At 68.1% G+C, this 23,368-nt stretch carries 23 protein-coding genes; 6 read left to right on the forward strand and 17 right to left on the reverse strand.

The window, feature by feature from the left end; translation table 11 throughout:
- Positions 1-3: 3 nt before the first annotated feature.
- From E6J58_07590 to E6J58_07605, 4 genes are all read right to left on the reverse strand, one after another.
- Positions 4-1,695 carry a hypothetical protein gene (locus tag E6J58_07590; GenBank protein ID TMB39269.1) on the reverse strand — a complete coding sequence of 564 codons (1,692 nt, stop codon included), beginning with the start codon at positions 1,693-1,695 and terminating at the stop codon, positions 4-6.
- A gap of 196 nt (positions 1,696-1,891) precedes the next feature.
- A complete protein-coding gene (locus E6J58_07595) occupies positions 1,892-2,947 on the reverse strand; it encodes an ABC transporter ATP-binding protein (GenBank protein TMB39270.1) in 1,056 nt (351 codons plus the stop codon).
- A complete protein-coding gene (locus E6J58_07600) occupies positions 2,940-4,613 on the reverse strand; it encodes an iron ABC transporter permease (GenBank protein ID TMB39271.1) in 1,674 nt (557 codons plus the stop codon). The genes E6J58_07595 and E6J58_07600 overlap by 8 nt, the downstream gene beginning before the upstream one ends.
- Before the next feature lie 2 nt (positions 4,614-4,615).
- Positions 4,616-5,713: an ABC transporter substrate-binding protein gene (locus E6J58_07605; protein TMB39272.1), complete on the reverse strand. Its 1,098-nt coding sequence runs from the start codon at positions 5,711-5,713 to the stop codon at positions 4,616-4,618.
- Positions 5,714-5,784: 71 nt separating this feature from the next.
- Here E6J58_07605 and E6J58_07610 point away from each other — a divergent pair, with 71 nt between their 5' ends.
- Positions 5,785-6,450 (forward strand): response regulator, encoded by a 666-nt coding sequence (locus E6J58_07610; GenBank protein TMB39273.1) that lies wholly within the window; start codon positions 5,785-5,787, stop codon positions 6,448-6,450.
- Positions 6,447-7,853, forward strand: a complete 1,407-nt coding sequence (locus tag E6J58_07615) for a sensor histidine kinase (protein TMB39274.1) — start codon at positions 6,447-6,449, stop codon at positions 7,851-7,853. Before E6J58_07610 ends, E6J58_07615 begins: the two co-directional genes overlap by 4 nt.
- Positions 7,854-7,860: 7 nt before the next feature.
- Here E6J58_07615 and E6J58_07620 read toward each other — a convergent pair whose 3' ends face one another.
- From E6J58_07620 to E6J58_07640, 5 genes are all read right to left on the reverse strand, one after another.
- Complete coding sequence (locus E6J58_07620; GenBank protein TMB39275.1) at positions 7,861-9,003, reverse strand: hypothetical protein; 1,143 nt, start codon at positions 9,001-9,003, stop codon at positions 7,861-7,863.
- Between the two features lie 72 nt (positions 9,004-9,075).
- A complete protein-coding gene (locus E6J58_07625; GenBank protein ID TMB39276.1) occupies positions 9,076-9,828 on the reverse strand; it encodes a triose-phosphate isomerase in 753 nt (250 codons plus the stop codon).
- Positions 9,825-11,012: a phosphoglycerate kinase gene (locus E6J58_07630; GenBank protein TMB39277.1), complete on the reverse strand. Its 1,188-nt coding sequence runs from the start codon at positions 11,010-11,012 to the stop codon at positions 9,825-9,827. The genes E6J58_07625 and E6J58_07630 overlap by 4 nt, the downstream gene beginning before the upstream one ends.
- A gap of 6 nt (positions 11,013-11,018) precedes the next feature.
- Positions 11,019-12,026 carry a type I glyceraldehyde-3-phosphate dehydrogenase gene (gene gap / locus E6J58_07635; protein TMB39278.1) on the reverse strand — a complete coding sequence of 336 codons (1,008 nt, stop codon included), beginning with the start codon at positions 12,024-12,026 and terminating at the stop codon, positions 11,019-11,021.
- A gap of 72 nt (positions 12,027-12,098) precedes the next feature.
- On the reverse strand, positions 12,099-12,326 hold the full coding sequence (locus E6J58_07640; protein TMB39279.1) for a hypothetical protein: 228 nt from the start codon (positions 12,324-12,326) through the stop codon (positions 12,099-12,101).
- A gap of 239 nt (positions 12,327-12,565) precedes the next feature.
- Here E6J58_07640 and E6J58_07645 point away from each other — a divergent pair, with 239 nt between their 5' ends.
- A complete protein-coding gene (locus E6J58_07645) occupies positions 12,566-13,201 on the forward strand; it encodes a hypothetical protein (GenBank protein TMB39280.1) in 636 nt (211 codons plus the stop codon).
- 1 nt (position 13,202) lies between these two features.
- Here the strand turns inward: E6J58_07645 and E6J58_07650 are convergent, their stop codons facing one another.
- Together E6J58_07650 and E6J58_07655 are read right to left on the reverse strand one after the other, a co-directional pair.
- Positions 13,203-13,385 (reverse strand): hypothetical protein, encoded by a 183-nt coding sequence (locus E6J58_07650; protein ID TMB39281.1) that lies wholly within the window; start codon positions 13,383-13,385, stop codon positions 13,203-13,205.
- A 74-nt stretch (positions 13,386-13,459) separates the two neighbouring features.
- Positions 13,460-14,803, reverse strand: coding sequence for a hypothetical protein (locus tag E6J58_07655; GenBank protein TMB39282.1), 1,344 nt, complete (start codon positions 14,801-14,803; stop codon positions 13,460-13,462).
- Between E6J58_07655 and E6J58_07660 the strand changes: the two genes are divergently transcribed.
- Together E6J58_07660 and E6J58_07665 are read left to right on the forward strand one after the other, a co-directional pair.
- Complete coding sequence (locus tag E6J58_07660; GenBank protein ID TMB39283.1) at positions 14,583-15,338, forward strand: HD domain-containing protein; 756 nt, start codon at positions 14,583-14,585, stop codon at positions 15,336-15,338. The two genes, E6J58_07655 and E6J58_07660, sit on opposite strands and share 221 nt — an antisense overlap.
- Positions 15,338-16,066 carry an HAD family hydrolase gene (locus E6J58_07665; GenBank protein TMB39284.1) on the forward strand — a complete coding sequence of 243 codons (729 nt, stop codon included), beginning with the start codon at positions 15,338-15,340 and terminating at the stop codon, positions 16,064-16,066. Before E6J58_07660 ends, E6J58_07665 begins: the two co-directional genes overlap by 1 nt.
- Before the next feature lie 29 nt (positions 16,067-16,095).
- Here the strand turns inward: E6J58_07665 and E6J58_07670 are convergent, their stop codons facing one another.
- The 6 genes from E6J58_07670 to holB form a co-directional block, all read right to left on the reverse strand.
- Complete coding sequence (locus tag E6J58_07670) at positions 16,096-16,368, reverse strand: mercuric transport protein periplasmic component (protein TMB39285.1); 273 nt, start codon at positions 16,366-16,368, stop codon at positions 16,096-16,098.
- Positions 16,369-16,411: 43 nt separating this feature from the next.
- Positions 16,412-17,197, reverse strand: a complete 786-nt coding sequence (locus E6J58_07675) for a TatD family deoxyribonuclease (protein TMB39286.1) — start codon at positions 17,195-17,197, stop codon at positions 16,412-16,414.
- Entirely contained in the window at positions 17,187-18,224 is a 1,038-nt protein-coding gene (locus tag E6J58_07680; protein TMB39287.1) for a hypothetical protein, read from the reverse strand. Before E6J58_07680 ends, E6J58_07675 begins: the two co-directional genes overlap by 11 nt.
- Positions 18,224-20,224 carry a methionine--tRNA ligase gene (gene metG / locus E6J58_07685; GenBank protein ID TMB39288.1) on the reverse strand — a complete coding sequence of 667 codons (2,001 nt, stop codon included), beginning with the start codon at positions 20,222-20,224 and terminating at the stop codon, positions 18,224-18,226. The genes E6J58_07680 and metG overlap by 1 nt, the downstream gene beginning before the upstream one ends.
- 71 nt (positions 20,225-20,295) lie before the next feature.
- The gene (locus E6J58_07690) at positions 20,296-21,627 is read right to left on the reverse strand and encodes a hypothetical protein (protein TMB39289.1); all 1,332 of its coding nucleotides are present in this window, start codon (positions 21,625-21,627) and stop codon (positions 20,296-20,298) included.
- On the reverse strand, positions 21,620-22,639 hold the full coding sequence (gene holB / locus E6J58_07695; GenBank protein ID TMB39290.1) for a DNA polymerase III subunit delta': 1,020 nt from the start codon (positions 22,637-22,639) through the stop codon (positions 21,620-21,622). The genes E6J58_07690 and holB overlap by 8 nt, the downstream gene beginning before the upstream one ends.
- On the opposite strand from holB, the gene E6J58_07700 reads away from it, so the two are divergent.
- Entirely contained in the window at positions 22,623-23,336 is a 714-nt protein-coding gene (locus tag E6J58_07700; GenBank protein TMB39291.1) for a hypothetical protein, read from the forward strand. The genes holB and E6J58_07700 overlap by 17 nt on opposite strands.
- Positions 23,337-23,368 lie beyond the last annotated feature (32 nt).

Below are 23,368 nucleotides of genomic sequence, written 5' to 3' on the forward strand. Positions count from 1 at the left end.
TGATCAGCGGACCGGAAGCGTCCCGCTCGTGCGCACCACCACGACGTAAGGGGCCGTCTCTTCGCGGCTGCGTACCACCACGCGCGCCGGCCCTCCCAACCCGGTACCCGACGTCACCGCCGCGATGCCGTCGTTGCGCAGCGTCACGGTCCCGGGAGCGCGGGTATCCAGATGGCGCAGCCGGTCGTGGAGCGGCGACCAGGAGGTCCCCGAGAAGCTGTAAGGCGAACCCGGCTCGTTCGAGAGGAGCAGCGCCGTCGCCCACTCCGCCATCGCCATCGGCAGCGGAAGGCCCAGCGTCGTTTCCAGACCATCGACTCCGCCGGGGCCCGCGTTGAGCCGTCCCGCGAGACCCGTCCCCATCCGATCGGTGAAGAGCCGCAGGAAGCTGTGCGCTCCCTGGTAGTTGCCGATGGGATCCCCTTCCCAGCGCGTCAGGCTGCGGCCGTCATAACCGCGAAGCTGACCCGCCCCACGGCGCAGATAGGTGGCGCCTTCGGCGCGCCCGGTGGCCCCGTTCCAGCCGTAGCCAGCCAGGTCTTCCGCGACCTTCGAGAGCGCCTCGTTGATCCACGTCTGTTCGGGCCCGTCGCAGGAGCGCTCCACGCAGCGGTGGGCGAAGTTCAGCAGATGCTGCATCTCGTGCGCGACCGTCGCGGGGTATACGCGGGCGAAGAGGTCTGCTGCGGCGTACCCGTTGGCCGCGCCGTTGCCGGGATCGTTCAGGTAGACGATCTCGCCGTGGTTCGATCCTCCCCCGCTGCACTGTGGCGAATCGTCCCGCGCTCGCACAAGATCGGCGTTGCCGAAGTAACCGATCAGCCACCCGCCGTTGAGATGCGCGCCGAGCTCGTGCGTGATGAGGACCGTGAGCTTCCCGCTGGCGTCGACGTCGGTGGGAAGGCCGAATGCAGAAGTCACTGCCGGCCAGACGGTCTCCTCGAACGCCTGCGCGAGCGGCTGCAGCGCGGGTACCTCGTACTCTCCGAGATCGTCGTCGTCGACGTACATCTCGGCGTGCGCGGTCGCGATCGCGAGCGTCGCCGCCTTGCGTACGTGGTGCGAGAAGTCGAGACCCTGGACGACGCAGAACGATCGGCGCGCACCGGGCTCGAGCGCTTCCACCGGCGCAGGCCGCTCGAGCGCGAGCGCGGCTTCACGCGCGCGGACGATCTCGTGCAACGCAGGCGGCGCGGCGGCCCCGGCGACGCTGAGCTCCGCGGCCTGCACCGGCGGATCCGCCGCGCCGTCGACGACCACCTCCGCCTGCGCTGCGTCGCTGCCGCCGAAGTTCACGAGCAGGACTCCGAGCCGCTCCGTCGCCGCGAGCCGGGTGAAGCTCGCGCTCAACTCGCCGCGACGGAAATCCCAGGGAGCGAAGATCTGCCACGCAGCCCCGGTGCCGCCTTCATCGCCCGCGCTGACGATGCCGATGGCGCGGCCCCCGGGAAGAGCGTCGACCCAGACGCCGGATGCAGACCCGCGGAGCGAAGCGCGCGTTCCCTGGACGAAGATGGCATCCGATGCGCTGGTCGAGCTGTCGAGATCGGCGAGTTGTACGCGGTGCGCGGCGAGGACGAACGAGGAGCTCCAGGAGACCTCGACGCCAGAGTTTCGCGCGGACGCGCGCACGTCCCGGGGCCGCATCGATCCGCCGCAGGCGACGGCCGCGAGCAGGCAGACGCTGAAGCGCATCTCGATCGATCAACCACGGCGCCCCGGCTTGCTCCGAATAAAAAGCCAGAAGAGAAACTCGCCGTCCGGCCGATGCGCGTAGAACCCACATGCCCTCACCTGCGTGCCAATCAGTTGAAATCATTTGGAATCCACCGCCTCCCCAGCTCGCGGGTTGGTACTGTTGCGGGCGTGATTCGGCTGCTGTTCGTGTAGCTCAGTAGATCCAGAGCGATTCCGCAGGCAGTCCGAGAAAGCGGGGGCCCTGCGCCGGCGGCGTGGCCGCCCATGCCCGCAGTCGCAGGTCTCCGGCACGGTAGAGATGATCCCACCGCTCGCCGAGGTACACCGCCGTCTCCAGTTGCGCCGGTACGCGGTTCTCGCCGGGCGCGTCGTGGATGCCGACGCGCTCGAGCCGGATGACCGCAATGGCCTCGTCACCGCCGCGCTTTTCCGTCTGCAGCTGACCCCAGAGCTCCCAACCGGTACCGCTGATCCGCGCCCGTGACCCGCGGACCTCCGCGATACGGCCGGCGATCCGGTTGTTCGATCCCATGAACTCCGCGGCGAAGAGCGTCCGGGGGCGGTCGTAGATCTCCTCCGGAGCCCCTTCCTGCACCGTGCGCCCCTGGTCAAGAAGCAGGACGCGGTCGGCGAGCGCGAGCGCCTCCACCTGATCGTGGGTGACGCAGACCGCGCTGATCTGCAGCCGCTCGATCAGCTCGCGCAGCCAGACGCGCGCCTCCTCGCGGAGCTTCGCGTCCAGATTGGAGAGCGGCTCGTCGAGAAGGAGCAGCGGCGGGTTGTAGACGATGGCGCGCGCGAGCGCGACGCGCTGCTGCTGCCCGCCGGAAAGCTGGTGCGGATAGCGGGAGCCCATGGTCTCGAGCCCGATCTCGCCCAGCGCCTTCAGCGCCCGTTCCCGCATCTCCGTCCCCGGCACCCGCCGGACCCGCAAGGGATACTGGACGTTCTCCAGCACCGTACGGTGCGGCCAGAGCGCGTAGGACTGGAAGACGAGGCCGAGCCCCCGCTGCTCCGCCGGCACCGCCGCTCTTGCTGCCCCGTCGAACAACGTCCGCTCGCCGAGGCGGATGACGCCCGAGTCGGGGTGATCGAGCCCCGCGATGGCCCGGAGCAGCGTGGTCTTGCCGCTGCCGGAAGGGCCGAGCAGCGCCACCACGTCGCCGCGCTTGAGGGTGAAGGAGACTCCCTTGAGGACCTGGTTGTCCCCCAGCCGCTTGTGCACATCGGAAACGACGAGGTCATTCATGGACGCGCACCCCGAGCCGCAGCGCGACGGCGAGACCGACGCCGACCAGCAGCACGTTGACGACCGCGAGCGCGCTCACCGTGTCGACCGCGCCCGTCGCCCACAGAGACACCATCAGCGAACCGATCACCTCGCTGCCGGGGGCCAACAGGTAGACGCCGGTGGAATACTCGCGGACGAAGATGAGGAAGATGAGGAGCCAGCTCCCGAGGAGTCCGAAGCGCACCAGGGGGAGCGTCACCTCGCGCGTCACTCGCCCGCGTGAGGCGCCCGCGGTGAACGCCGCCTCCTCGAGCTCGGGAGAGATCTGCAACAGCGCGCTGGAGATCAGGCGCATGCCGTAAGCCAGCCACACCACGCTGTAAGCCAGCCACAGACTGACGGGCGTCGCGCGCAGCGGCGCGATGGGCTTGACGAAGAGGAAGACCCAGAAGAAGGCGAGGCCGGCGACGAGCCCGGGCATGCCGCGCGGAACCATCGCCAGGTAGTCCATCACCCGCGCCCAGCCGCTCTGCCAACGATGCGTGGCCAACGCGATCGCGGCGTAGCAGGCCACCGCAAGCGCCCCTCCGACGACGCCGATGAGCAGCGTGTTGCCGACGCCGCGAACGAGGTTCGGATACTCGAGGAGCTCGGTGAAGTGGTCGAGCGTGAGCACCTCCGCCAGTCGCACGCCTTCGCCCCAGGTCGTCACCACCGACCGCAAGACCACGCCGGCGAGCGGCGTCACCACCGTGACCGCGAGCCAGGCGAGAACGAGGGCAAGCGCCGCCCAGCGCCAGCCACCGATGCGCAGCGGACTGGCCCGCGCGGCTTTCCCCCGGACGGACACGTACCGGTTCGCCACGCCGAGAAGCCGGCGCTGCATCCACACCAGCGGAAACGCGATCAACATGATGACGACCGCCACCACGGCCATCAGCTGGTAGGACGGCACACCGAGGCGGTTGGTGAGCTTGTACAGGTACGTCGAGAGGACCAGCAGCCCTTCGGGATCGCCGAGGATGAGAGGCAACCCGAACAGCTCGAACCCAAGGAAGAACACCAGCACCCCGCTGTACAGCAGCGCGGGCCAGACCATGGGAAGGCTGATGGTGAGCGCGATCCGGCCGCTGCTCGCGCCCGCGACCCGCGCCGCCTCTTCGAGGTCCGCTCCGACCGCCCGCAGGGTCGACGAGGCATACAGATAGACGTGGGGAATGTGCGTGAGCCCGGCGATGACGGTGACGCTTGCCAGCGAGTACAGGTTCCAGGGCTCGCGCCCGATCATCCCGCGCACCGGAACGGTGAAGAAGCCTACGGGCCCTACGGCGACGACGTATCCGAAGGCGATCACCACCGGCGACAGGAAGATGGGCACGAGCAGCGCCGGCTCCAGCCAGCGGCGGCCGGGAAGGTCGGTGCGCACGACCAGGAACGCGAGGAGTGCTCCGAGCGGGACCGCGATGGCCGTCATCCCCGCGGCGACGATGAGGGTGCTCCCGAACGCGCGGTGGAAGTCGGTGTCGATGAACACGAACTGATACGCGGAAAGCGACAGCTTCGAGCTGGCCTGGAAGAACGGACCGTCGAGAAAGCTCTGGTAGAGGATGATGACGAGGGGAGCGAGGACGGCGGCAGCCGCCAGCAACACCACCGCCACCCGGCTCCACGACCCGCGGCCCACGGCTACTTCGTCCCGAGCGCTTGCTGCCACTGCTTGAGGAACTCCAGCCGCTTCGCCTGGTCGAGGTAGACGAGGAGCGACGGTCCGACCGGAAGCGGCTTCAACGTCCCGCCCAGCTCCTTGGTCAGCGCCGAGGCGGTGGCCTCGCCTTCGACGTCGTCGCGGATGGAGAAGAGCATCGCCTTCGCCAGCAGCCGCTGCCCGCGCTTCGAGAGCAGGTAATCGAGGAACACCTTGGCGCCGTTCGGGTGCTTGGCGTTCTTCGGAATCAGGGCAATGCGTGACATCACGAGCGTGTAGTCCTTCGGGTACGCGATGGCGATGGAGGGGTCCTTCTTCTGCCGCGCGAGCGCGTACGATCCGAAGATGTTGAATCCAAGCAGGTGCTCTCCCGACCCGATCCGCTCGAGCATCGCCCCGACGCTGGTGTAGAGCTTCACGCCGACGCGGCCGTACGCCCGCTCCGTCTGGGCGAAGTTCGGATCCAGGCGCGAGTCCTGGGTAATGAGGAGGAACCCGATCCCGCTCCGCTCCGGATCGTACGAGGTCACCTTCCCCTTGAAGCGATCGGGATTCGACTCCAGCGCCTTGACGAGGTCCGAGTGCGAGTGCGGCACCTCCTCGGGCTTGAGCAGACGCTTGTTGTACACGAAGACGATGGGCTCGAACGTGGTGGCGAACGCCTCGTTCCGCCAGACGGCCCACTTGGGCAGGTGAGAGGCCTCGGGCGTGGGGTACGCCTGCGCGACCGCGTCGTTGGCGAGCTTGACCTGAAGGTCCATCGCCGAGCTCCAGAGGAGATCGCCCGCCACCGAACCCGCGGCCGCCTCGCTGATCACCCGGTTGTAGAGCTCGGTGCTGTTCATGTCCGTGTACTCGACCGGAATCTTCGGATAGAGCGAGGCGAAGTCCTTGAGCAGCGGCTGCACCAGCGCGGAGTCGGTGGTCGAGTAGATCGTCAGCTTTCCTTCCTGCTCGGCGGCGGAGATGACGTCCTTGGCGGTGCCGGGACGCTCCTCCTCGGCAGCGGTCGCATGACGCGGGATGGCGACGCAGAAGAGCAGGAGTGCGAAGGCGAGCGCTCGAGTGGGTTGCCGCATCGGGTTCCTCCAGGCAGCAGTTGTCGTGGCATCATAGGGACGCTCGCTTTCATATCCCTTTCATGGGTCCGATGCGGCTGCTTCTGGTCGAGGACAACGAAACGCTCGCCGCCAACGTGGCGAAGACCTTCCGGGCAAAAGGCTACGCCGTCGATGCGGTGGGCACCGCCGATGACGCGCGCGCCGCCTTGGGGACGCAGCCCTATGACCTCTTGATCCTCGACCTTGGTCTGCCGGACGGCGACGGGCTGGACCTGGTCCGGCGGCTGCGGCGCGCGAGATCGCGGCTTCCCGTCCTGGTGCTCACCGCCCGCGCTTCGCTGCAGAGCCGGGTGACCGGGCTGAACACGGGGGCGGACGACTACCTCGTCAAACCGTTCGCCCTCGAGGAGCTGGAGGCACGGGCGGGAGCCCTGATCCGCCGTGGCGTGGGCGGTTCTGGCGCGGTCCTCAGCCACGGCCGGCTGACGCTCGACACCGCCGGACGGATCGCGGCGCTCGAGGGTGTCGCCCTCGACCTCCCCCGGCGGGAGCTCTGCCTTCTGGAGCTGCTTCTGCTCCGGGCCGGGCAGGTGGTGCAGAAGCAAGTCCTGCTGGAGAAGCTCTTCTCCTACGACGAGGACGCCGGCCTGAACGCGATCGAGATTTACGTGCACCGGCTGCGCAAGAAGCTGGAGCCCGCCGGGATCCGCATCCGCACCATCCGCGGTCTCGGATACCTCCTGGAGAACCCGTGACCCGCCGCCGGTCGCTTCGCGCTCAGCTGCTCTGGTGGCTGCTGGTGCCGCTCGGCCTTCTCTGCCTGGCCGGAGCCGCAGCGGCCTGGTTCACGGTGCGCGACGCCATCTACGCCGCCTACGACAAGACGCTCTCCGCGGCAGCCCTGGACATCGCCGACCACCTGCGCATGGTGGGGACGCGCCCGGAGATCGATCTGCCGCCCGTCGCGCTGGAGATGCTCGATACCGTCGATCAGGATCGCGTCTTCTACTCCGTCTCCTGGCGGTCGTCCCAGGGCGACGCGTTCATGACCGGCTACGAGGACCTGCCGCGGCCGCCCGACTCGGTGCCGGGCAAGGCGATCTTCTACGACGCGCACTACCGGGGCGAGCGCATCCGCGTCGCGGCGCTCTTCACCGCCATGCCGGCCTCGCCCCCGGTCACCGTCGTGACGCAGGTCGCAGAGACCATCGGCGGCCGCGCAGCGCTGATCAAGACGATCCTCGTACACGCGCTCGGGCAGCAGCTGCTCCTGCTGGTGCTGGGAGGGGCGCTGGTCTGGTTCGGCGTGACGCGGGGCCTCGCTCCCCTGCGCGAGCTCAGCGCCGAGGTGGCGCGGCGCACCGCGAGCGATCTCGCGCCGTTGCCTCCGCACCACGGCCCTGAGGAATTGTCCCCGCTGATCGACGCCGTCGATCAGCTGATGACTCGCGTCCGCGAAGCCATCGCCGTGCAGCGACGCTTCATCGCCGACGCGTCGCACCAGCTCCGCACTCCGCTTGCCGTGCTCCGCACGGAGGCGGAATCGGCGCTGCGCGAAGAGGAACCGGCGGCCATGCGCCACGCGCTCGCGCAGCTCCGCGACCATTCGCAGGCCACCAGCCGCCTCGCCAGCCAGCTCCTGTCGCTCGCGCGTGCGGAGCCGGCGGCAGACCTGCGCGCCAACTCCGAGCTCGTGGACCTTTCCGCGCTGGCCCGTGAAACCTGCGCCACGCTGGTGCCGGAAGCGCTCTCCCACGGCGCCGACCTGGGGTTCGAGGACGGAGGAACCGCGGTCATCCGCGCGCAGCCCGTGCTGCTGCGCGAGCTCCTCGCCAACCTCATCGACAATTCGCTGCGGTACGCCCGGGGAGCGACGATCACCGTGGGAGTGGCGCGGCAGGACCCGGGCGTCCTCCTCTCCGTCGAGGACAATGGCCCGGGAATTCCGCCGGAAGAGCGAGCGCGGGTGTTCGACCGTTTCTACCGGGTGCGCGGAACACCGGGAGACGGCGCCGGGCTTGGTCTGGCCATCGTCCGCGAGATCGCGCAGCGGTACGGCGGAGCGGTCGCGCTCCTCGACGGCGCAGGCGGAAGAGGCCTGCGCGTCGAGGTGTCGTTTCCGGCTGCCGTCGCGTCGACGAGGGCCGGAGCAGCCTGACCGTCGCTCAGAACGCAGCCTGCGACTGCAACACGATCGCCTTCTGCGAAGGGGTCCTCTCGATGACGCCGTTCGGGACGTTGCTGCTGAACTCGAGTTGCAGCTTGGCGTTGTGCTTGACGAAGTAGTAGTTCACTCCGCCCGCCGCCCGGAACGAGCTGTTGTTCTTCGGGTCGCTGTTGAACCAGAGGATGTTTACCTGAGGGTTGATGGGTCCGATCCGGTACCCGATCTCGCCGCCGATGCCGTTGCCCGTTCGGGGCCGGTTCGGGCCGTAGTCCCAGCGGTAGATGCCCACGCCCGTCGCGAACTCCTGGTCGCCCGGCAGCGCGAGATTGACGAAGACGTCTGCCGCCATCGCGGAGTAGCCATAGTAGTTCGTCGTCGTGCCCTGCCGGTCTCCGGAGTGCGGCTGGTATTGCCCGCCGATGCCGACGTTGATGCGCGACTTCCCGTCCATGTAGATCCCCGGGAACGAGTACCCTGTCTCCTCGCCGACGAAGTTGTAGCGGATCATGCCCGCCACTTCCGGGGTGCCCTGCGGGTTCACCGGCGGCGGGGGCGTTCCCGTCGCCGGCGCGATGAAGCGGTTTCCCTCGTAAACGCCGCCGCGCAGGTAGATGCGCCGGTCGAGCAGCAGGCCGCGGAACTGAATGCCGGTCTCTCGCGAGCCGCGCGCCAGCGGGTAGAAGAGGATGTCGCCGGGTCCCTCCACTGCCTGCACCTGGGTGTTGGAGGCGAGCGAGCCGCGCGTCAGCGGCATGTAGAGGAACCCCGCCTCGATGTTGATGTCGGGGAACGGCTGATACCCGACGTACAGGTCCTGCACGAACTCGGTGCCCGTCGATCCGCCGTAGTTCCCGCGCGCCCCGAACCTGGGCGAATCGAGCATCATGTAGAAGGTGAAGTACTTGTAGGCGATACCCGAAGTGATCAGGCGCGCGCGGCGGATGAAGAAGTCGTGATTGTAGTGGCCGGTCGGCGACGCCAGGTTGTTGGGCGCCCCGTCCCAGTCGCCCTCGTAGCGCGCCTGCAGCTGTACGTTGACGTTGAGGTTCAGGTCAGGGGTTCCCGTCTCTACCTTGATCGCGAACGCCCGCGACGATGCGAGCAGCACGGCGACCAGCATGAGGTTCTTGGTCCTGGTCATGGAGGGTTCCTTTCGGGCGCCGTCCTCGGGCCCGCGACCCTCACATTGCCAGCCGTCCCTTTCGTGACCCTGTCATCCGGCGCCGCGGATGATGTTTGCGAAGTCCTCGCCCTTCAGGCTCGCGCCGCCGACCAGCGCCCCGTCGATGTCCGGCTGGCCGAGCAGATCTTTGGCGTTCTCGGGCTTGACCGATCCGCCGTACTGGATGCGCACCGAGTCGGCGATCCGGGCGCCCGCCAGATCGCGCAGCAAGCCGCGGATCTGCGCATGGACCTCCTGCGCCTCCGCCGTGGTCGCCGTCTTCCCCGTGCCGATCGCCCAGACCGGCTCGTAAGCGATGGTGCAGGCGCCGATGGCGTCGCCGCCCATGCCGGCGAACGCGCCGCGCACCTGTCGCGAGACCACCTCCCAGGTGCGGTTCGTTTCCCGCTCCTGCAAGGTCTCGCCTACGCAGACGATGGGATGGAGCCGCGCGTCGAGAGCCGCCCGCACCTTGCGGTTGACGCCCTCGTCGGTCTCGCCGAAGTACTGGCGGCGCTCGCTGTGACCGAGGATGACGCCTTGGCAGCCGATCTCCCAAAGCATCGGCGCGCTCACTTCGCCGGTGAACGCGCCTTGCTTCTCGTGGTGACAGTTCTGCGCGAAGAGCTGGATGGCGGAGCCCTGCAGGGCCTGCTTCACCGCCGCCAACGCCGTAAACGGGGGCGCGACCGCGACCTGCGCTTGCGTGGTCACCTTCTGCTGCAGCTCCCGCACGAGCTGCACCGCCTCGGCGGAGGTCTTGTGCATCTTCCAGTTTCCGCAGATGAACTTGCGACGCGTCATTCGTCCAGCACCTTGATCCCGGGAAGCTCGCGGCCTTCGAGGAACTCGAGCGAGGCGCCGCCGCCCGTGGAGACGTGGGTGACCTTGTCCGCGAGCCCCATTTCGGCGATCGCAGCCGCCGAATCACCGCCGCCGACCACCGTCCGCGTGCCCCGCTTCGTCGCCTCCGCCAACGCCTCGGCGACGGCGCGCGTGCCCGGCGCGAATTCCGACACCTCGAAGAGTCCCATCGGACCGTTCCAGAAGATGGTCTTCGCGCCGACGATCCTCTGCCGGTACAGCTCGCGCGTCTTCGGGCCGATGTCGAGCCCCAGCATTCCCTCCGGGATCTGCGCCAGCGTCTGTACCGCAACGCCGCTCTTCGGCTCCTTGGCGACCACGTGGTCGGCCGGCAGCAGCACCTCGACGCGCGACTGCCCCGCCTTCTCCAGGATGCGCCGGGCGACGTCGATCTTGTCCTTCTCCACGCGCGATGCGCCCACCGGCACCCCGCGCGCGGACAGGAACGTATACGCCATCGCGCCGCCGATCAGGAGCGCGTCCACCTTCCCCATCAGTTGATCGATCACCTTGATCTTGTCGCTGACCTTCGCGCCGCCGAGGATGGCGAGGTACGGCTTTGCCGCTCCCTTCAGCAAAGGCTGCAGGTTCTTCAGCTCGGCGGCGACGAGAAAGCCCGCCCCCCGCTGCGGCACGTGCTTCACCATCCCCACCGTCGACGCGTGCGCCCGGTGCATGGTCCCGAAGGCGTCGTCCACGTAGGCGTCGCAGAGCGAAGCCAGCTCGCGCGCGAAAGCGTCGTCGTTCGCCTCTTCCTCGGGATGGAACCGCAGGTTCTCGAGCAGGAGCACCTGCCCTTCGCGGAGCTCGCCGACCAGCTTCTTCACGCCGTCGCCGACGCAGTCGTCCGCGAAGATGACGTCCTGTCCGAGCAGCTGCGAGAGCCGCGCTCCCGCCGGCTCCAGCGACATCTCCGGCACCACCTTGCCGTCCGGTCGGCCAAGGTGCGAGGCGAGGATCACCTTCGCCTTCTTCCCGATGGCGTACCGGATCGTCGGTAACGCCGCCTGGACTCGGGCGTCGTCCTTCACCTTGCCCGTCTTCTTGTCGAGCGGAACGTTGAAGTCGACGCGGATGAACAAGCGCTTCTGTCCGATGTCGAGCTGCTCGATGGACCGGATCATCCGGCCTCACATTTTGCCGCCGATGAACAGCGATACGTCGACCATGCGGTTCGAGAAGCCCCACTCGTTGTCGTACCAGCCGAAGATCTTCACGAACTTGCCGTCGTCGGCGACGGCGGTCTGCGTCGCGTCGAAGATGCAGGAGGCGGGATTGCCGTTGTAGTCGACGGAGACGGTCTGCTCGGTGTTGTACTGGAGCACGCCCTTGAGCTTTCCCTCGGCGGCGGCCTTGAAGGCGGTATTGATCTCCTCCACGGTGGCCTTGCGCGAAAGCTCCGCCGTGAGATCGACGAGCGAGACGTTCGGCGTCGGTACCCGGATGGAGGTGCCGTTCAGCTTCCCCTTCAGCTCGGGGATGACTTCGCCGATCATCTTCGCGGCGCCCGTGGACGACGGAATCATGCTCAGGGCGGCGGCCCGCGCGCGGCGCAGGTCCTCGTGGGGGAGATCGAGGATGCGCTGATCGTTGGTGTAGCTGTGAATGGTGGTCATCAGGCCGCGCTCGACGCCGAAGCTGTCCATCAGCACCTTGGCCATGGAAGCGAGGCAGTTGGTGGTGCAGCTCGCGTTCGAGATGATGGTGTGCTTCGCGGGATCGTACTTCTCGTGGTTGATCCCGTAGCAAAGCGAGAGGTCCTGCCCCTTCCCCGGCGCGGAGATGATCACCTTCTTCGCCCCCGCCTTGAGATGCTTCTCGGCATCCGGCCGGTTGGTGAAGCGGCCGGAGCATTCCAGCGCGACTTCGACGCCGTGCTCCTTGTGGGCCAGCTCTCCCGGATCGCGCCTCGCCGACACCGCGATCTTCTTGCCGTTGATCACCACCGCGTCCTCGGTCGAGTCGACCGTGCCGTCGAAAATCCCGTGCACGGAGTCGTACTTGAAGAGGTGGGCGAGCGTCTTCGGCTTGTCGATGTCGTTGATCAGGACGACGTCGAGGCCCGCACGGCGCTTGAGCGCGGCGCGCAGGATGTTGCGACCGATCCTGCCGAAGCCGTTGATGGCGAAACGAGCCATGTAGAAGCCTCCTTGGGGGAGGCACAAATAGGCTCGGAACTGCGGAGCGTCAAGGCGACTTGGAGCGCCTGTCTACGCTGCTCCCTTGCGCTCCGCCTGCAAGTCCTGCGTGATCAAATCGATCAGCTCCGTCGAGAGCGCGAGTAGCTGGCGCGGCGTGTAGCCGTTCTCGCGAAGCTCCTTGTAGAAGGACCTGGCGAGAATGCGCGCGCCGGCGGCGCGATCGATGCTGGGGATGGATCCGTCTGCGCCGCTGGCGCTGGGGGCCGTTCCATCCTGGGGGAGGAGCTTCTCAGACACGAGAGACCTCGTTTGGGGCTACGTGTATCCGGGAATGGTCTGCAACTGCTTTGCCGGAATCTGAACTACAAGAAAATCGGTAGTTTGCAAGGGTCAAACGTCGAATGCCGCGCTGCGGTGCGAATGGGAAGCGTCGCTTTCGCGACGTTTGGCGGTGCGAGCCGCGTAACCGGATTCGCACCGCGCCGCGTCGTCCTCGGATTGCCGGATCCATGCGCGATCCCTAACGTGACGGGCGCATGAAGCTGCTGGTCAGGCAGGCGGGCGGCGCTCAAGCCCTGACGGTCGGGAGCCAGAAGGAGTTCCTGCAGCTCTGGAACAACGGCGTCATCGCTCCCGACGATCTCGTCCAGCGCGGCGAGCAATGGGTGCGCGCCGATCAGCTGCCCTGGATCCGCGGGATGACCGCCGAGCGGAAACGCGACGGCCGACGGCTGTTCTGGATCACGCTGGCGCTGATGCTGCTGGGGCTCGCGGGCGTCCTCTGGATCCAGACGCACGCCGGTTTCGTGGCGCGCAAGTCGGGCGCGGTGCCGCCGGGCGCCGTGCACGCAGAAGGGAAGGAGTGCGACGTCCGCGTCGACACGGACCTGGAAGCCAACTGGAGCGTCAGCATCCTCTCCGGCGAGTACGACCCGGTCAGCCTGATCAGGCGGCCCGCGGCGCCGGTGATCATCAAGCTGCGCGCGAAGACGCGGTGGCTGGCCATGGAGGCGGGGCTCAAGGCGCTCAAGGCGCAGGGCAAGATCAGCGACTTCACGATCGAGCCGCGGCCGCAGGCCGAGCTCGAGGCAGAGGCGGCGGAAAAGGCGAGGCTCGCCGCGAAGAAGGCCGCTGGCGCGAAGCCCGCCACCGAAGAGGAAGAAGAGGCCTAGGTCACCGCACGGTGAACGCGTAAGCGGCGCCGACTCCCGCGATGTAGATGCGACCTTTCGCGACAATGGCAGCGTTGAACCGCGTCAGCGATCCGAGCGCCGAGCTGGTGAAGATCGGCGCCCCCGTTTCGGCGTTGAACGCGAGCAGCTGGTTGTCGCCTCCGGCGCTTGGGATCCAGATCATCGACTCAAGTCCGCTACCCGTCGTGGTCGCAATGGGCGAACCCCTTCCGTTGACGTTGGCGCACCAGGCGGTAGTTACGCCTGGCGGAGATCCGGCCGAGATGCGAAGCGCCACAAGTCCGCTTGCGCCGGGGCACGACGAGCCGGTCGCAGGAAACGCGAGCAGTGTTCCCGAAGGAGTGGCGCCTGACCGGAGCCGATGCCACCCAGGCGATCGCGATCGGTGAGATGAAGCCGTCCATCTTTCCCGAGCGTGGCGACGTAATGCGCGGAACCGACGTCGAACGGAACCGCGCCACCAGTCCCGATGTCCGCGTCCTTGGAGTCGAGGTCTGCCCAGTCGGACGGCGCGTAATAGTCGGCGGTATTGGCGGAGAACGACGGCCCCGGCGCGAGCTTGAGGATGGCCTCGCCTCCGTCCCAGGTAGAGAGGCCGATGGTGTTGCCGGTTGCCACGAACAGCGACCCGCCCATCGCGGCGACGCCGGACATCGCCCAAATCCCTCCTCCGTGCCCCGTGTGGTACGCCGCTGGCGGGCGCGATCCCACGGTGTCGAATCCAATGACCCAGCCGGCGTAGTCGCCGCAGTCGCCGAAGTGCCCTCCGTAGGGAACGTAAAGGGTGCCATCCACGAGGGCCAGCGCGCCGCGCTGATTCTGGATGCGCGCGTCGAAACCCGAGACTGCGGATTGGACATCGATGGGCGTGTCGGAAGTGCCCCCGTCCGGCAGCGAGAGCGTGAAGATGCGGTGGCGCGCGCCGGAAGTCATCGCGGCAACGAAGACCAACCTGCGCCCGGCGTCGATGACGGGAGTGCCGGTGATGCCGAGCGGATCGATGTTGCCGCAGGGGAGCTCGGACCGCGAGGCGGGAGCGGCGAGCGTCCGCGACCAGATCCGCGAGCCGGTCAACGGATCGAGCGCGATCACCTCGTTGTTCTGGGTGGCGATGAGCAGCAGGTCCTGTCCACCCTCGCCCCCGTCCCAGTACAACGGTTGGGCATAGACGGTGCCAGCGAACGAGGCGGTGAAGGCCGAATCCTGACGGAGCCGCGCTGCTGCGGCGCGGGTCAGCGATGGATCGACGTACACGCCGCTGCGCGCCGCGTCGTTGTGGTGCTGTAGAACGGAAGCGCGGACACCGGCAGGAAGGTGATCGGTCGTGTGCGGCGGACCCTGGGCGTTCCTGGTACAGCCAATGGCTGCGCAGACGATGACGCAGAGCGCCCTCACGACCCGACGGTTACCCGTCAGATGCGTGTGGTACATCGACACCATGAGAGTGGAAGCGATGTTCGGGCAGATCCGCTCGCTCACGGCGCAGGTGCGCAACCCGCACTTGAGGACTCTGCTCTTCGCATTTCTCGACGACGACACGCTGGTGCCGGCCTTCCTGCGCGCGCCCGCCGCGAAGAGCATCCATCACGCCTATCCCGGCGGGCTCTGCGAGCACACCCTGTCCGTGATGCAGCTCGGCTGGCGGGCCTGCGATCACTACCCGCAGCTCGACCGCGACCTGGTCACCGCGGGGTGCCTCTTGCACGACTTTGGCAAGGCCCGGGAGATCTCGCCGGAGCCCGGGTTCGAGTACACCGACGAAGGCAAGCTCGTCGGCCACCTCATCCTCACCTGCCAGCTCGTTCGCGAGAAGGCAGCGCGCATTCCGGGATTTCCGCGCGAGCTGGAATGGCGGGTCACTCACCTGATCGCAGCCCACCACGGCCGGCACGAGTACGGCAGCCCGAAGGAACCGGCCACGCTGGAGGCGATGGTTGTCCACGCCGTCGACGAGCTGGACACGCGGACGAGCTCGTTCGCGCAGCTCTTTGCCGCCGCCGAGGGCCCCTGGACGGACCGGAAGAACCTCTACGGGAGGCAACTTCTGGTACCTGCCGCTCCGGTCGAGGACGACCGCCGGCTCGAAGGCGCGGGCCTCTACCGAGAGGTGGAGTGATGCAGCCGTTCCAGCGCACCGCCGCGGTCTTCGACATCGACGACTCGCTGCTGGACGGCAACGCGGGAACCATCTTCACCTGGTTCCTCTATTCGAACCGGGAGATGGTGCCGTCGGTCCGCTCGCAGGTGCCGCGCGCGCTCTACGAGTACGCCCGCAAGCGGCTGAGCGAGGCCGACATGGTGGCTCTCGGATCGCGCTGCCAGCAGGGAATCCGCGCGGACCGCCTGCGCGACCTCGCCCGCCGGTGCTTCGACCGGCACGTGAAGAAGCGCGTGACCCAGCAGGGTCTGCGCACGGTGCGCCGTCACCTGTTGATGGGCCACCTGATCCTCGTCGCCTCCGGCTCGCCGCAGTTCATCATCGACGAGCTGGGCCGCTTCCTTCACGCGCACGAGGCAGTGGGAACGCGCGCCGTGATCCGGGGAGGCCTCTCTACAGACGAGCTGGTTCCGCCCATCGTCTTCCGCGAAGGAAAGCGCGAGCGCGTGAAGGAAGTCCTCGCGCGCCACGGCATCGACGTGGGCCGCTGCTACCTGTACTCCGACTCGGTGGCCGACACTCCGCTCTTGGAGGAGGTCGGCCACCCGGTGGTGGTCAATCCCAAGCCGGCCTTCAGGGCCGAAGCGCTCCGCCGCGGCTGGGAAGTGGTGGAATGGAAGGGCCGCTGGAAGACCGAATCGCCCGAAGACGCCCTCAGCGAGGAATGGCTCTCCTGGGAAGGCTAAGAGCAAAAGCGTTGATCTGAAGAGCGATCCTACTTTTCAGCGGAAAACCCGGACTCGGCGATGGCCTTGTCCAGATCGGCGCGTTTCACTTTGGCGTCGTCGTAGGTGACCTTCACCTCGCGCTTGTTCTTGTCCGCCGCGACGCCGCTGACTCCCTTGACGTCCTTGAGCGCCGCCTCGGTGCGCGCCGCGCAGCCGCCGCAGTGCCATCCGGACACCTTGATGGTGTCCGTCTTCTCGGCCGCGAACGCGCCGAACGACAGCAAGGAGGCGAGCAGCGAACCGGCGATGAGCTTCCTCATTGGCTCCCTTTCTGGATGTTTGACGCGCCAGGACGGGATGGATTCAAGTCAATCCACCGGGCAGGCGCAAGGCATTGCGCGCGTTGGTGGTCGTGGCGCGCCCAAGCTCGTCCGGCGGCAGGCCGCGCAGGCTGGCGAGCGCTGTCGCCGTCAGCGCCACGTAGGCTGGCTCGTTGCGCTTTCCCCGGTGGGGGACGGGTGCGAGAAAGGGGCAGTCCGTCTCCACCAGGATCCGATCCAGCGGGGCCCTGGCAGCGGCGTCGCGGATCGGTTCCGCGTTCTTGAACGTGAGCACGCCGGAGAAGCTCAGGTACAGGCCGAGCGCGAGGTAACGCTGCGCCGCACGCCAGCCGCTGGTGAAGCAGTGGATGACGCCGCCGTCTGGCCCCAACTCTGCCCGCAGGATCTCCGCCGTCTCCACGTCGGCCTCGCGGGTGTGCACGACCAGCGGCTTTCCGAGCTCCCTTGCCAGCCGGATCTGCCGGACGAATACCGACCGTTGCACGTCGCGCGGGGAGCGATCGTAGTGGAAATCGAGACCGCATTCCCCGACGGCGGTCACGTCGCTACCGCTACACAGCCGGCGCAATTCGTCGAAGTCCGTGTCCGTCGCGCTGGCTGCGTCGTGTGGGTGGATTCCCGCGGTGGCGGAGAAGAACGAGCGGTCGGTCTTCGCCAGGCCGATCGCGTCCTGCGCACCCGCCATCCCGGCGCCTTCGCGCCACTGCCCGACAGCCACCACGTGGACGAGCCCTGCCGCCCTGGCGCGGCCGATCACCTCGTCGCGGTCCGCGTACCCGTCGAGGTGCGCGTGCGCGTCAATCAGCACTGGCCTGCACCTCGACCAGCAGCTCTTCGCAGAGCTGCTTCAGCTCGGGCGGGCCGTCCGCGGCGAGCTTGCCGAGAAGATCGAGCGCAGCTGGCGTCGCCAGCTCCGCGAGACCCTCCGCGGCATCCATCCGCAGGTCCTCGGGCACATCGGGATCGCCGGCGATCGCCTGCAGACGCTCTTCGGCCCCCGTGGCCTTGAGCCTCCCGAGCGCACGGATCGCCGCACCCCTTGCCGGATCGCCATCGGTCTCCGCCAGCTCGGTGAGCACGGGGATCGCATCGTGCACGGCGAGGCGCCCCGCCCACTCCGCCGCGAGGGGCCGGTCGTCGCCGTCCGATTCGAGGCGCGAGATCAGGTGGGCACCGCCGCGCGGATCCCCGAGACGGGCCAGCGCGGCCGCGGCGAGCGTGCGATCGAAGTCCCCGAGAGATTCTTCCTCGAACATCGCGGCGATCGCCGGGACCGCCGCGGCGTCGCCCAGCGACATCATCGCGGACAGCGCCTCCTGGCGTCGGTGATCGTCGCGGAGCGCGGCTTGAAGCTCGGAAAGCCCTGCCGGGTCCTGCACGTCCGACAGAGCGCAGGCGGCTGCGAAGCGCATCGACTCCTCGGCAGACTGCACCACGGCGCGGACCCGGGCGCGCGCGGCATCGCCCGGGATGCGGATGGCCGACCAGACAGCGGCGATGCGCACCTGGGGCACGCGGTCGGTGAGCAGCGCGAGGACGCCCTGCTCGCACTTCGCCAGGTTCTCGGCTTTGCGCAGAAGGCGGACCCCGGAGAGCGCGACCACGCGCACGAGCGGTTCCGGATCTTCCAGGAGGTGGGGAAGCCGCGCCGCCAGGATTGTTGCTGCGTCGGCGTCGCCGGAGCGCCAGCGCTCGATCAGCGCACGGGCGGCGTCCACGCGCAACGCCCCGTCGGCCGAATCGAGCGCCTCGCCCGCATCCATCTCCGGCTCCGGTGGCGGGGCCGCTGCGGGCTGCGCGTCCTTCCTGCCGAACAGCGAAGAGAGCAGTCCCATCACTTCACGGGGGAGCCCGGCTTCACGTCGCCGGGCAGCTCGATGGCCGTATGCTCGCGATCACCTCCGCTCGCATAGAGGACCATGCCGTGGGAGACGAGTCCCTTGCCGAAATCACGTGGGGGCAGGTTGGCGACGACGCAGACCACCTTTCCTGCCAGCTCTTCGGGAGCGTAGGACTGCGCGACGCCGCTGACGATCGTGCGGGGCGTGGCTTCGCCGAGATCGATCGTGAGCTTGATCAGCTTGTCCTTCTTCGGCACGCGCTCCGCGGCGAGGATTTTGCCGGCGCGCAGATCCATCGTCGCAAACTGCTCGATGGTCAGCTCGGGCACAACCACCGCCTTCGCCGGAGGCGGAACCACCGCCGAAGGCGGAACGAATCGCGAGGAAAGCTCACTGACCTCGGCGTCTTCGACTTTTCGAACGAGCGGCCGGGGCTCTCTGATCGCGGCGTTCTCCAGCGGCTTGAAGTCGCCCCAAGTCAACTCCGCCCCGCTCTGCTCCTCCACTCCCCGCGCAAACCGCGGCACGATGGGCGCCAGCCATCGCGCGCAGAATCGCGCCACGTTCACCGCCAGCGTGAGCTCCTCGAGCGCCGCCTCGCGGTCCGTCTTCAGCTTCTCCCACGGCTTCTGCGCCTGCAGACGCTGGTTGGCCGACGACGAGAACTCCAGCACCTTCTGGACGACGGTGCGCGTGTCGCACCGCTTGTAGAGCTCGCTGATCTCCCGCTCCACGGTGCGCGCCTGCTGGAAGACATCGGACGACGCCGCGCGCGTGAGCTTTCCCCCGTTCTTCCAGACGAGCGACAGCGCCCGGTTGGCGAGGTTCCCCACGTTGGCGAGGAGCTCCCCGTTCACCCTGTTCTTCAGCTCGTTGAACGAGAGGTCGATGTCGCTCGGCGTCGGCCCGAGGTTCGCGGCATAGAAATACCGCAGCCACTCCGGATCGAGCCCGGCGTCCAGGTACTCCCGCACGTTGAGGAAGGTGCCGCGCGACTTGCTCATCTTCGCGCCTTCCACCGTGAGCATCCCGTGCACGTGGACCCGCGCGGGCTCCTTCCAGCGTGCAGCGTGCAGCATCGCCGGCCAGAAGAGCGTGTGGTGGTACACGATGTCCTTGCCGATGAAGTGCACGAGGTCGCAGTCGGCGTCCGCGCCCCAGAACTCCTCCACCCTGCGGCCGTGGTCCTGACACCACTTGTCGGTGCTCGAGAGGTACCCGATTGGCGCATCCAGCCAGACGTAGAAGTACTTCGTCTCCTCGCCGGGAATCCGGAACCCGAAGTACGGCGCGTCGCGGGAGATGTCCCAGTCGCGGAGCGGCTCCGCCAGCCATTTGTCGACGAAGTTGCGGATCTCCGGCTGCAAGCGCCCTTCGCTGCGCGTCCAGCCGCGCAGCCATTCCTGGTACTTGGAGAGCTTGACGAAGTAGTGCGGCGAGGTGCGCCGTTCGAGGTTGGTGTTCCCGCAGATGGCGCAGCGGGGATTCTTCAGCTCGGTGGGCTCGTACGTGCTGCCGCAGTTCTCGCAGGAATCGCCGTACTGGTCCTTGGTCCCGCAGACCGGGCACTCGCCTCGGATGTACCGGTCGGGGAGGAACCGCTTGTCGACCGAGCAGTACACCTGCTCGACGTCGCGCTTCTCGATGGCGCCATCGGCGCGCAGCGCCTCGTAGATGCGGCGGGTGTGCTGCTCGTTCTCCGGTGAGTGCGTCGTATAGAAGAGATCGAACCCGATCTCGAACGCCTTGTAGTCCTCGGCGTGCTCGCGCTGGATCCGGGCGATCCACTCCTCGGGCGCGACACCCGCCTTGCGCGCGCTGATCTCGATCGGAGTCCCGTGCGTGTCGTCGGCGCAGATGAAGATGCATTCGGTCCCCATGGCGTTCATCGCCCGGACGAAGACGTCGGTCTGGACGGACTCGACCATGTGGCCGAGATGGAGGCTGCCGTTGGCGTACGGCAGCGCGTGGGTGACGAGCATGCGGGAAGCCATCAGGGTTGTTTCATACCGGCGCTTGTTGAACGCCACAAGCATCGCCGCCAAGCCGCCTACGGCGGCCGCCGCTACCTGGCGCACACCTCGAGGAGGAGTCGCTCCATCGACAACCGCGGATCCGCCCCGTTCTTCAGCTCGAAGTCGACCTCCGCGCAGCGGATCAGCGCGCGCCTCCAGAATGCCCGGGGTCTCCGGCGCGCCCGCTTGTACCCCAGCCAGGCCACGAACGGATGCGGGACCTTCTGCTTCTTCGCCGACAGCTCGCTCTCCAGCGCCGGAAACAGCTTCGCCTGGAACTCGTTGTATCCGAGCTCCCGGGGTCCGGCGTCGGCATATCGTGAGCTGTCCGCCAGCGCCTTGCGCACCGCGCTGGCAACGCCGCCGAGGAACGGCAGCGCGACCGCGGAAGCGTTCGCCCTCCTGCGCAAGTCGTCGCCGAAGAGCTGCAGCGCCTTGGCGGCGTCGCCCTCGCCCACCGCTTCCGCGAGCGCGAAGAATTCCTCCTCCCGCACCGGCGCCACGACCGCCTCGACGTCCTCCCGGACGATCTGCGCGCGATCGCCCACGTAGAGCGCGAGCTTCCGCAGCTCGGAGGCGATCAGCCGCAGGTCGTCACCCAGCCGGTCCTTCAGCTCCAGCTCGGCGTCGCGCGCCAGCCTCTTCTTCAGAGGACCCAGCTCGTCGGCGACGATGGGCGAAATGTCCAGCGTGTCGATCGAGCGCCCGCGCCGTTCCGCGCGGCGCCGGACGTGCGCCCCCTTCTCCTGCGCGAGACGGACGAGCGCGTGTTTCGGGGGAAGCGACTCCGCCACCAGGATCAGGTGCGTCTTCGGTGGCAGGCCCCGTTCCACGGCGCGGACGAGGGCCTCGAGGTCGTCCGGCGGCGCCACGATGTTCTGGGCGAGCGCCCAGGAGGACAGCTCCTGCAGCCAGCTCTTGTCCCCTTCCTCGGGCGACGCCCCGAGGTCCTTCCGCCATTTCGCGGCGGACGCTCCGGTCTTCGATCCGAATGCCACGTCCGCGGCGGCCCAACCCGCGGGCCGCACCAGGTGCAGCAACCTGCGCGCCGCGTCGCGCTGCCGCTTGCCTTGCCAGAGGTCGCGCACCCGCGAGAGCTCGCGCGGGGCGTCGACTTCCTCGGCGAAGGCGTCGGCGCCCTCCACCACCACCGCTTTCGGTGCCGCGAACATCGCCACGGTGACGAGGTGCGAGGCGATCTCGCGCGCTCCCGCCGCCGCATCGACCACCACGAGGTTCAGCGCGCGATCCTTCTCCGGCACGATCGCATCCGCCAGCTCGCGGGCGCTGGTGCGCGCCAGGTACTCGTCACCCTCGATCAGCGTGACGGCACGGGCCTTTCCGGAGGTTGCCTCCTCGATCAGCTCCGCCATGTCAGCCACGGCGAAGCTCCCGGGTACCCAGCAGGAGGCGCTCGAGCTGCAGCCTGCCGTTGCCGTTCTGACGCAACGCCTCGATCACGTCGGCGCAGAGCGTCGCCTGTCCGAGCAGCGCACGCGGCGCCACACGGGTGGAGATTTCCTTCGCCCTGCCCGCCAGCTCGCGCAGCTCCGGAGCTGCTCCCGCGCTGCAGACGAGCAGATCGCGCGTCCAGGCGTGGACCGCCTCGGCCACGGCCAATGCGGCATCGCGATCGCCGTACGCCTCGGCGAGATCGAGCGCCTCGCGCTCGTCCCCGGCCCCGAGGGCGTCTTCCACCTGCCCGAGCACCTCCCGCCATTCGCCTTCCGCCTCGAGCGCGCGCGAGAAGCTTCCGCCGGCGCGCGCGGCCCGGTCCCGGGCGGCGGCCTCCGGCACTCCTTCGCGGAGCAGGCGGGTCACCAGCGCCTCCGCCGGCACCGGGCCGAGCTGCACGCGAGCGCACCGCGACCGGATGGTGGGAAGCAACGCATCGGGGTTCGCGCTGAGCAGCAGGAACGTGGTTGCCGGCGTCGGCTCCTCCAGCGTCTTCAAGAGCGTATTCTGCGCCCGCTCGTTCATGGCATCGGCGGGCGTCACGATGGCGATCTTCCGGCGTCCGCGCAGCGCCGCGAACGAGAGGCGCCTGGCCAGGGCCCGCACGTCGTCCACGCGGATCTCCTTGGAGGGAGCGCCTTCCAGGTCCGCGCGCCCGACCAGGCTTCGCGCGAGCAGCTCCGTCTGCGGCATGAGGAAGGCGACATCGGGGAAGTTGCCGCGCTCGATTCCGCGGCAATTCAGACACTTGCCGCACGGACGAACGGCCGGATCGACCTCCTCGCAGTTCGCCGCCTGGGCGAACGTGCGCGCCAGCAGCTCCTTGCCTACGCCTTCCGGCCCGGCGAGGAGGTATGCGTGGTGCACCTGCCCGCGCTCCAGCGCGCCCCGGAGCAGCCGGACTGCACGCTCCTGTCCGAAAATGTCCTCCCAGCGCATGAATGCGCGTTCCTACACACCGTCGAACCCTAATGCAACGGCATGGCGAGTCCGTGCTAGAGGTGCCGTCATGCGCAAGGCTGGAGCTGCCTTCCTGCTCGTCGTCGCCGCCGCCTGCGGCAACAACGAGAACGTGTTCTACGGCTCCATCGGCCCGAGCACCATCACGCCATTCATCGCCTTCGATAACGCGAACAGCGTCATCTCCGGGCGCGCGACGCTGACGGATGCCGACGGCGGTACCACAGGCAGTGCCGAGCTCGTGATCATCAGCGACCGGCCGCGCCTGTGCGATCGCCTGGTCCAGTATCCCGATTACTTCCGCAACCCGCCGGAAGCGTACGTCGCGCTGATCCTCTTCCTCCCCCCCGACAACCGCGTCGGGACGTTCCTTGCCGGCCGCCCCGGCGACGAGGGAACTGGAAGCGAGATCATCGGCGCCGACCCCACAAAGAAACAGGCATCGATCGACCTCACGGGCAGGCCGGTCGCGCCTTTTCAGGGCCTGAACGCCTACCCCTGTTGCGGATACATCTCGCTTCGCGATTGGTCGGAGGCGTCGGGCGGTGAGTCGACCGGCAGCTTCAACCTCTATTACGGGGCACCTCCGCAGTTGAATTCGACCACCGCCTTTCCCTTCTACGGCCAGTTCAAGGCGACGGTGTGCACGACGCTGAACGGCACGCTGCTGCCTTGACACCGTCGCACTCCCGCCCTACTCAGGGCGCC

The sequence above is a fragment of the Deltaproteobacteria bacterium genome (assembly GCA_005879535.1).
Classification (GTDB): Bacteria; Myxococcota; Myxococcia; order Myxococcales; family 40CM-4-68-19; genus 40CM-4-68-19.

Coding starts and splice junctions, on each gene's coding strand:
- E6J58_07590 (TMB39269.1), bottom strand. CDS start 1,695: ATGCGCTTCAGCGTCTGCCTGCTCGCGGCCGTCGCCTGCGGCGGATCG.
- E6J58_07595 (TMB39270.1), bottom strand. CDS start 2,947: ATGAATGACCTCGTCGTTTCCGATGTGCACAAGCGGCTGGGGGACAAC.
- E6J58_07605 (TMB39272.1), bottom strand. CDS start 5,713: ATGCGGCAACCCACTCGAGCGCTCGCCTTCGCACTCCTGCTCTTCTGC.
- E6J58_07610 (TMB39273.1), top strand. CDS start 5,785: ATGCGGCTGCTTCTGGTCGAGGACAACGAAACGCTCGCCGCCAACGTG.
- E6J58_07620 (TMB39275.1), bottom strand. CDS start 9,003: ATGACCAGGACCAAGAACCTCATGCTGGTCGCCGTGCTGCTCGCATCG.
- E6J58_07625 (TMB39276.1), bottom strand. CDS start 9,828: ATGACGCGTCGCAAGTTCATCTGCGGAAACTGGAAGATGCACAAGACC.
- E6J58_07630 (TMB39277.1), bottom strand. CDS start 11,012: ATGATCCGGTCCATCGAGCAGCTCGACATCGGACAGAAGCGCTTGTTC.
- gap (TMB39278.1), bottom strand. CDS start 12,026: ATGGCTCGTTTCGCCATCAACGGCTTCGGCAGGATCGGTCGCAACATC.
- E6J58_07645 (TMB39280.1), top strand. CDS start 12,566: ATGAAGCTGCTGGTCAGGCAGGCGGGCGGCGCTCAAGCCCTGACGGTC.
- E6J58_07650 (TMB39281.1), bottom strand. CDS start 13,385: ATGATCTGGATCCCAAGCGCCGGAGGCGACAACCAGCTGCTCGCGTTC.
- E6J58_07660 (TMB39283.1), top strand. CDS start 14,583: ATGGCTGCGCAGACGATGACGCAGAGCGCCCTCACGACCCGACGGTTA.
- E6J58_07655 (TMB39282.1), bottom strand. CDS start 14,803: ATGCTCTTCGCGGCGGGCGCGCGCAGGAAGGCCGGCACCAGCGTGTCG.
- E6J58_07665 (TMB39284.1), top strand. CDS start 15,338: ATGCAGCCGTTCCAGCGCACCGCCGCGGTCTTCGACATCGACGACTCG.
- E6J58_07670 (TMB39285.1), bottom strand. CDS start 16,368: ATGAGGAAGCTCATCGCCGGTTCGCTGCTCGCCTCCTTGCTGTCGTTC.
- E6J58_07680 (TMB39287.1), bottom strand. CDS start 18,224: ATGGGACTGCTCTCTTCGCTGTTCGGCAGGAAGGACGCGCAGCCCGCA.
- metG (TMB39288.1), bottom strand. CDS start 20,224: ATGGCTTCCCGCATGCTCGTCACCCACGCGCTGCCGTACGCCAACGGC.
- E6J58_07700 (TMB39291.1), top strand. CDS start 22,623: ATGTCCTCCCAGCGCATGAATGCGCGTTCCTACACACCGTCGAACCCT.
- holB (TMB39290.1), bottom strand. CDS start 22,639: ATGCGCTGGGAGGACATTTTCGGACAGGAGCGTGCAGTCCGGCTGCTC.